Below are 7,058 nucleotides of genomic sequence, written 5' to 3' on the forward strand. Positions count from 1 at the left end.
GTTGGGGTGGCTCGCGACCTTCAGCAGGTCGGCCTTGAGGCCCTCGCCGGTGGTCGGGCGGGCCAGGCGCTCGGCGGTGGGGCCCCTTCACGGCGTGTCGGAGCGCTGGTCAGAGCGCGTGCTTGCGCTGCAGCACGCTGTAGGCGATCCAACCGGGCAGCACCGGCAGCCAGAACGTCAGCGCCCGGTAGAGGAAGACCGCCGGGGCGGCGACCGCGGGGGAGACGTCCGCGAAGGTCAGCGCGCCGATCAGGGCGACCTCGACCGGGCCGATGCCGCCCGGGGTGGGAATCGCCGAGCCGGCCGCGTTGGCGGTCAGGAAGACCACCGCGACGGCCGAGAAGCTGACGCTGCCGCCGAAGGCCTGCACGGAGAAGTCCAGGCAGGCGGTGAAGGAGAGGGTCAGCAGCAGGATGCCGCCGAAACCGGTGGCCAGCTTGCTGGGCGTCTGCATCAGGTCGAGCATGCGCGGCACCACGCCGAAGAACAGCGAGCGCAGCCGGCCCAGCACGAAGCGGCGCAGCGGCGCGACCGCGGCCACCACCAGGGCGAGCACCGCGGCGGTCAGCACGCCGATGATCACCGCCCGGGAGGCGGAGAGGTCGCCGTTGGTCTGGCTGCCGGTGATCAGGCCGAAGCTGAACAGCAGCAGCAGGTGCCCGGCCAGGCCCGCCAGCTGGGAGGCGCCGACCGAGGCGACCGCCTGGCCGGAGCGGATGCCGGCCTTCTGCAGGTAGCGGGTGTTGAGCGCGATGCCGCCGATCGCGGCGGGGGCGACCAGCTTCACGAAGGAGCCGGCCAGCTGGGCGGCGATGGTGCGCCGGAACGGCAGCCGCTCCGGGACGAAGCCGGTCAGGCTCATCGCGGCGGCGACGTAGCTGAACGCGGCCGCCAGCAGGGCCGCCGCCGCCCAGGCCCAGTTCATCTGGGAGAGCTTGAGCTGGGCCGGCTTGATGGTGGTCAGCGCCAGGTAGGCGGCGAAGGTGAGCGCGATCACCATGATCAGGCTCTTCGGCTTCAGCCGCTCCAGCCTGGCCGGCTCCATCGGCGCCTCGGGGGCGATCTGCAGGATCTGGCCGCGGATGCGGCTGAGCAGGTCCTCGCCGGCCGCCGCGATGTCCTCCTCGGCCTGCTGCTGGGTGCGCTCGCCGGCCGCGACCTGCTCCAGCGCCCGGGCCCGGGCGGCGGCCTTGCGCTCCTTGGTGAGCTTGGCGAGGTCGATCCGGGTGGAGCGGCTCATCCCGACCGGCTGGAGCAGCGGCAGAGCCTGGGCGACCCGCTCGGCGCCGAGCACCGCGTTGGCGGTGGCGACGGCCCGCTCGGGGCCGATCCGCAGCGCGAAGGTGGTCAGCAGCTGGGCGACGTCGATGCGCAGCGTCAGGTCGGTGGCCGCGATGTCGCCGCCGGAGAGGTTGACCAGGCAGGCCGTCTTGTCGTCCACGATCAGCAGGGACTCGCCGGTCAGCCGGCGGTGGGCGATCCGGCGCTCGTGCAGGGCGGCCACCGAGCCCCACAGCGAAGCCATCACCAGGTCGGTGACCTCCTCGTCGGCGAGCTCGTCGAGGGTGCGGCCCTCGACGTTCTCGTACACCAGGATCGCGGCGTCCGGGCCCAGCTCGGAGGTGGCCACCAGCTGCGGCGCGCGGGCGCCCGAGGCGGCCGCCGCGTACGCGATCAGGGCCTCCTGCTCCAGCGCCTGGCGCAGCGACTGGGGGCTGCGGCGCACCGCGACCGAACGCAGCCGCAGCCGCCGCCAGGCCCGGTAGAAGAAGCCGGAGGCCTGCTGCTCGCGGTCGATGATGTGGACGTCCAGCGGCGGGCCGTCCTGCTGGGTGACGTAGTAGCGGCGGGTGCCGCCGGGGGCGTCCGGGGCGCGGTGGGCGCCGTCCGGGGTGAAACCGACCTTGCGCAGGCCGATCATCAGGTGCTGGCCGGTGGGCCGGATGTTGGGGGAGCCGATCGCGTACAGCGTGCCGTAGGCGACGGACCAGCCGATCAGCACGGTGAGCATCAGCGACAGCGGGGTGGTGTAGCCGCCGAGCAGCTCGGTGACCCCGCTGAAGACCACCACCACCCACAGGGCCACCCGCCAGCGCGGTCTGCTCGACATGCCGACGGCGGTCATGTAGGCGATCACCGGGGCGAGGTAGCCGTGCACCGGGTCGGTGAGGGTGCCGTTGCTGTCCAGCGGCAGCCGGGTCAGTGCCTCCCGCAGGTGCTCGGAGGCGCCCTCGGCCACCCACCAGTCGATGCCCAGCGAGACCCCGTACGCGAGCACCGAGGCGAGCACGCCGTCGGCGACCCGCAGGCCGTCGCGTTTGATCAGCCGCTCGACGGCGAAGGCCAGCGGCACGGCGAGCACCGCGACGCTGGAGATCAGGCCGGTGATGGTGGACAGCACCGCGGAGAAGTGCGGCGCGTTGGTGGCGATGTCCTGCTCGATGCCGCTGGTGGTCGAGGTGGCGATGCCGGCCAGGACGAAGACGGCGACTATCCCGAGGACCCCGGCCAGGAAGCGGATCAGGTCGGACGGGCGGTGCGCGCGGGCGGCGAGCAGCGGCTCGTCGACGTCCAGGTGCGGGGCGTCGTCCAGGGGTTCGTGGTACTCGGCGCGCGGGCCCGGCGGCGCCGGGACGGTAGGCCGTGGCTGCGACTCGGGGGCCTTCTCGGGCGTGGGGGTCTTGATCGTCCGGTCCTTGATCAGGGAGACTTCCGGCGGCGGCCCGCTCTCGGGCCGCCCTTCGGACTCGTCACCGGGAGCCGGGGGCACGGCGGAGCCGGACTCGTCGGAGTCCCTGTCCACACCCACGTCAGCCGTCCCGGTCATCTGGTCTTGTCCTCGTATCACCACTCACCGCCCCGAAGATGGTGGCATGCCCCGACCCCCCGTGCTGGACAGGGGCCGGATCGGGCGCGGCGGATCGTTCGTACGGGGCCGCGCACGCGTCCCTGTAAGGAAGAATGCCGCAGGTGACGGACGTAACAGACGACGGCGTCCCGGACGCCCTACCGCCGTTCGCCGAACTGGTGCTCGACCTGACCGAGCGGATTCCACCCGGCCGGGTGATGACCTACGGCGACGTCGCCGAGTACCTCGGCCAGGGCGGGCCCCGGCAGGTCGGGAGGGTGATGGCCCGCTACGGCGGCGCGGTGCCCTGGTGGCGGGTGATCCGCGCGGACGGCCGCTTCCTGCCCGGGCACGAACACCGCGCCCTCGCCCACTACAGCGAGGAGGGCACCCCGCTGCGCGAACTCGCCGACCCGCCCCGGGTCGACCTGCGGCGGGCCCGCTGGGACGGGCAGGAGATTTCACCGAACGCCGCGCACCGGCCGGATTGACGGGGCAGGATCGTAGGCTCGATGCGGGCGGGCCCCGGCGGGCCCGCTCCGGCCATGCCCCTCCGCACCACCCAGGAAAGTCCGTGAGCGAGCGCAGCGAGCGAATCATCGAACGGCGCGTGAGCGAGCGCAGCGAGCGAGCCATCGAACGGCGCGTGTGGGCGAACGCCCCTGCCGAGCGCAGCGAGGCGGGCGCGTGAGTTCCCCCTACCGGCTCGTGCGCAGCCCGCTCGTCCAGCCCGACCCGCCCGTGCTGGACGAGTACCAGCGCGCCGTGGTCGAGCACACCGGCGGCCCGCTGCTCGTCCTCGCCGGCCCGGGCACGGGCAAGACCACCACCCTGGTCGAGGCGGTCGCCCGGCGGATCCAGGACGGCACCGACCCCGAGCGGATCCTCGTCCTCACCTTCAGCCGCAAGGCCGCCATGGAACTGCGCGACCGGATGTCCGGCCGGCTCGGCAGCTCCGCCGCGGCCCCGCAGGCCACCACCTTCCACTCCTTCTGCTACGCCCTGCTGCGCGCCCACCAGGACCCGCAGGACTACGCCGAACCGCTGCGGCTGCTCTCCGGCCCCGAACAGGACGTCATGGTCCGTGAACTGCTGGCCGGCGGCGCCGAGGACGCCAAGCACACGGAGTCGATCTGGGGGCACCCCCGGCCGGAGGCTGGGGGAGGCTCCGCCGCGGGTACCCGGATCCAGTGGCCGCTCGACCTGCGCGCCTGCCTGACCACCCGCGGCTTCGCCGACGAAGTCCGTGCCGTCCTCGCCCGCAGCCGCGAACTCGGCCTCGGCGAAGCCGAACTCGAGCGCTTCGCCCAGGGCGTCCAGCGGCCCGACTGGGCCGCCGCCGCGCGCTTCCTCGCCGACTACCTCGACGTGCTCGACCTGCGCGGCGTCCTCGACTACGCCGAACTCGTCCACCGCGCCGTCCTGCTCGCCGAACGCCCCGAGGTCGGCGAACGCCTGCGCGAGCGCTACCAGGTCGTCTTCGTCGACGAATACCAGGACACCGACCCCTCCCAGGTCCGGCTGCTGCGCCAGCTCGCCGGCGGCGGACGCGACCTGGTCGCCGTCGGCGACCCCGACCAGTCGATCTACGCCTTCCGCGGCGCCGACATCAACGGCATCCTCGACTTCCCCCAGGCCTTCCGGCAGGCCGACGGCAGCCCCGCCGAGGTCAAGGTGCTGCGGGTCTCCCGCCGCTCCGGCGCCGTCCTGCTCGCCGCCTCCCGCGAACTCGCCCGCCGGATGCCGATGGGCCGGCTGCCCGCCGACAAACTCGCCCAGCACCGCGCCCTGCTGCCCTCCCGCGAAGGCGGCCGGGTCGAGGTCTACACCTACCCCACCCCCGGCGCCGAACTCGACTCGATCGCCGACCTGCTGCGCCGCGCCCACCTGGAGGACGGCGTGCCCTGGGGTGAGATGGCCGTCCTGGTCCGGGCCGGCGCCCGCTCCATCCCCGGCGTGCGACGGGCGCTCGGCGCGGCCGGCGTCCCGCTGGAGATCGACGGCGACGACCTGCCGCTGCGCGAGGAACCCGCCGTCGCCCAGCTGCTGCTCGCCCTGCGGGTCTGCGCCGAGCAGGCCGCCCGCGACAAGCACGGCGACCCGGACAGCCCCGACCCGCTCACCAACGACCTGGCCCACGCCCTGCTGACCGGCCCGCTCGGCGGCCTCGACGGCTCCGACCTGCGGCGCCTCGGCCGGGCCCTGCGCGAGGAGGAACGCGCCGCCCTGCGCGCCGACGGCCGCCCCGCCGCCGCCCCGCGCCCGGCCGGCGACCTGATCCGCGAGGCCCTCGCCGAACCCGAACGCCTGATCGCCCTCGACCCGGCGACCGCCCGCCGCGCCCGCGACCTCGGCACCCTGCTGCGCAAGGTCCGCGAACTGCTGGCCGGCGGCTGCACCGCCGAGGAGGCGCTCTGGGAACTGTGGGACGGCAGCCGCCGCTGGCGCGAACGCCTCGAGCGGGCCGCCCTGCGCGGCGGCGCCGCCGGCCGCAACGCCGATCGCGACCTGGACGCGCTGTGCGCCCTGTTCGAGACCGCCGCCCGCGCCGAGGAACAGGTCACCGGCCACCGCGGCGCCCTCGACCTGCTCGCCGAACTCGAAGCCCAGGACATCGCCGCCGACACCCTCACCGTCCGCACCGTCCGCCCCGAAGCGGTCCGGCTGATGACCGCCCACCGCTCCAAGGGCCTGGAGTGGCGCCTGGTCGTCGTCGCCGGCGTCCAGGACGGCCTCTGGCCCGACCTGCGCCGCCGCGGCTCCCTGCTGGAGGCCGACCGGATCGGCCGCGACGGCCTCGCCGAACCGCTCTCCCCGGCCGCCCTGCTCGGCGAGGAACGCCGCCTCTTCTACGTCGCCGCCACCCGCGCCAAGGAACGGCTGATCGTCACCGCCGTCAAGGCACCCGCCGACGACGGCGACGAACCCTCCCGCTTCCTGCGCGAGCTCTACCGCGAGGACGTCGACCCGCGCACCGGCAAGACGGTGCGCCGCACCCCGCCGGTCACCGTCGAGGACGTCACCCACCGCCCGCGCCGCCCGCTGTCGGTGGCCGCCCTGGTCGCCGAACTGCGCGCCGTCACCGTCGATCCCGCCCGCTCGCCCGAACTGCGCCGCGCCGCCGCCGAACGCCTCGCCGTCCTCGCCGCCGCCACCGACCAGGACGGGCTGCCGCTGGTGCCCGCCGCCCACCCCGACCGCTGGTGGGGCCTGGAGGACCCCACCGCCGCCCCCGAACCGCTGCGCAGCGCCGACGCGCCCGTCCGGCTGTCCGGCAGCGGCCTGGAGCAGTTGGAGAACTGCTCGCTGCAGTGGTTCCTGGACAAGGAGGTCAGGGCCCGCGGCGTCGGCACCGCCGCCCAGGGCTTCGGCAACGTGGTGCACGCCCTCGCCGACGAGGTCGGCTCCGGCCGCACCCCCGCCGACCTCGCCGTCCTCATGGCCCGCCTGGACACCGTCTGGGACGCCCTCGCCTTCGACGCCCCCTGGAAGTCCCAGCAGGAGAAGACCGAGGCCCGCGCCGCCCTGGAACGCTTCCTCAACTGGCACGTCCTGGAACGCGGCCGCGACGTCGTCGCCACCGAACACGGCTTCGACGTCACCCTCGACGTCGGCGGCGTCTCGGTGCGCATCCGCGGCTCCATGGACCGGGTCGAGAAGGACCACGCCGGACGCGCCTACGTGGTCGACTTCAAGACCGGCAAGCAGATACCCACCGACAAGTCGCTGCCCGACCACAAGCAGCTCGCCGTCTACCAGCTCGCCGTGCGGGCCGGCGCCCTCAACGAGCTGCCCGGCTTCACCGAACGGCCTCCGGCCACCGGCGGCGCCGAACTCGTCCACCTGCGCGAGGCCGCCGCCAAGGCCGCCCCGGACACCCCCAAGGTGCAGCGGCAGGAGCCGCCCGAGGGCGAACCGTGGATCGAGAACCTGCTCGCCGAAGCCGCCGGCAAGGTCCTCGCCGAACGCTTCGTCCCGCAGACCGGCGGCGGCTGCGACCGCTGCGCCTTCCGCCGCAGCTGCTCCGCCCAGCGCGACGGGGCGCAGCTGCTGTGACTCACCCGCTCGCCTCCGGGGCGCTCTGACCCGGTGCCGACGGTCGGCGCTCCGGCGCTCGTTCCTCGCTTGTTGCTCCTCCCTTTCGGCACCGGCGCGGGGCGCCCGGGGGGGGGGGGGGGGGGGGGGGGGGCCGCCCCCGGGGGGGCCGGCG

General features: G+C 74.7%; 3 protein-coding genes. 2 read left to right on the plus strand and 1 reads right to left on the minus strand.

Going from position 1 to position 7,058, the window contains the following annotated elements; genetic code table 11:
• Positions 1 to 109: 109 nt before the first annotated feature.
• Complete coding sequence (locus ACWCYO_RS39900) at positions 110 to 2,827, minus strand: lysylphosphatidylglycerol synthase transmembrane domain-containing protein (RefSeq protein WP_270144329.1); 2,718 nt, start codon at positions 2,825 to 2,827, stop codon at positions 110 to 112.
• 134 nt (positions 2,828 to 2,961) lie between these two features.
• Here ACWCYO_RS39900 and ACWCYO_RS39905 point away from each other — a divergent pair, with 134 nt between their 5' ends.
• Together ACWCYO_RS39905 and ACWCYO_RS39910 are read left to right on the plus strand one after the other, a co-directional pair.
• Positions 2,962 to 3,339, plus strand: coding sequence for an MGMT family protein (locus ACWCYO_RS39905; RefSeq protein ID WP_270144327.1), 378 nt, complete (start codon positions 2,962 to 2,964; stop codon positions 3,337 to 3,339).
• Positions 3,340 to 3,535: 196 nt separating this feature from the next.
• Entirely contained in the window at positions 3,536 to 6,904 is a 3,369-nt protein-coding gene (locus ACWCYO_RS39910) for an ATP-dependent helicase (RefSeq protein WP_449786966.1), read from the plus strand.
• Positions 6,905 to 7,058: the final 154 nt, after the last annotated feature.

This window comes from Kitasatospora sp. NPDC001683 (genome assembly GCF_053596495.1).

Excerpts from the sequence above, each read along its gene's own strand:
- ACWCYO_RS39900 (WP_270144329.1), bottom strand. The coding sequence starts at position 2,827 with ATGACCGGGACGGCTGACGTGGGTGTGGACAGGGACTCCGACGAGTCC.
- ACWCYO_RS39905 (WP_270144327.1), top strand. The coding sequence starts at position 2,962 with ATGCCGCAGGTGACGGACGTAACAGACGACGGCGTCCCGGACGCCCTA.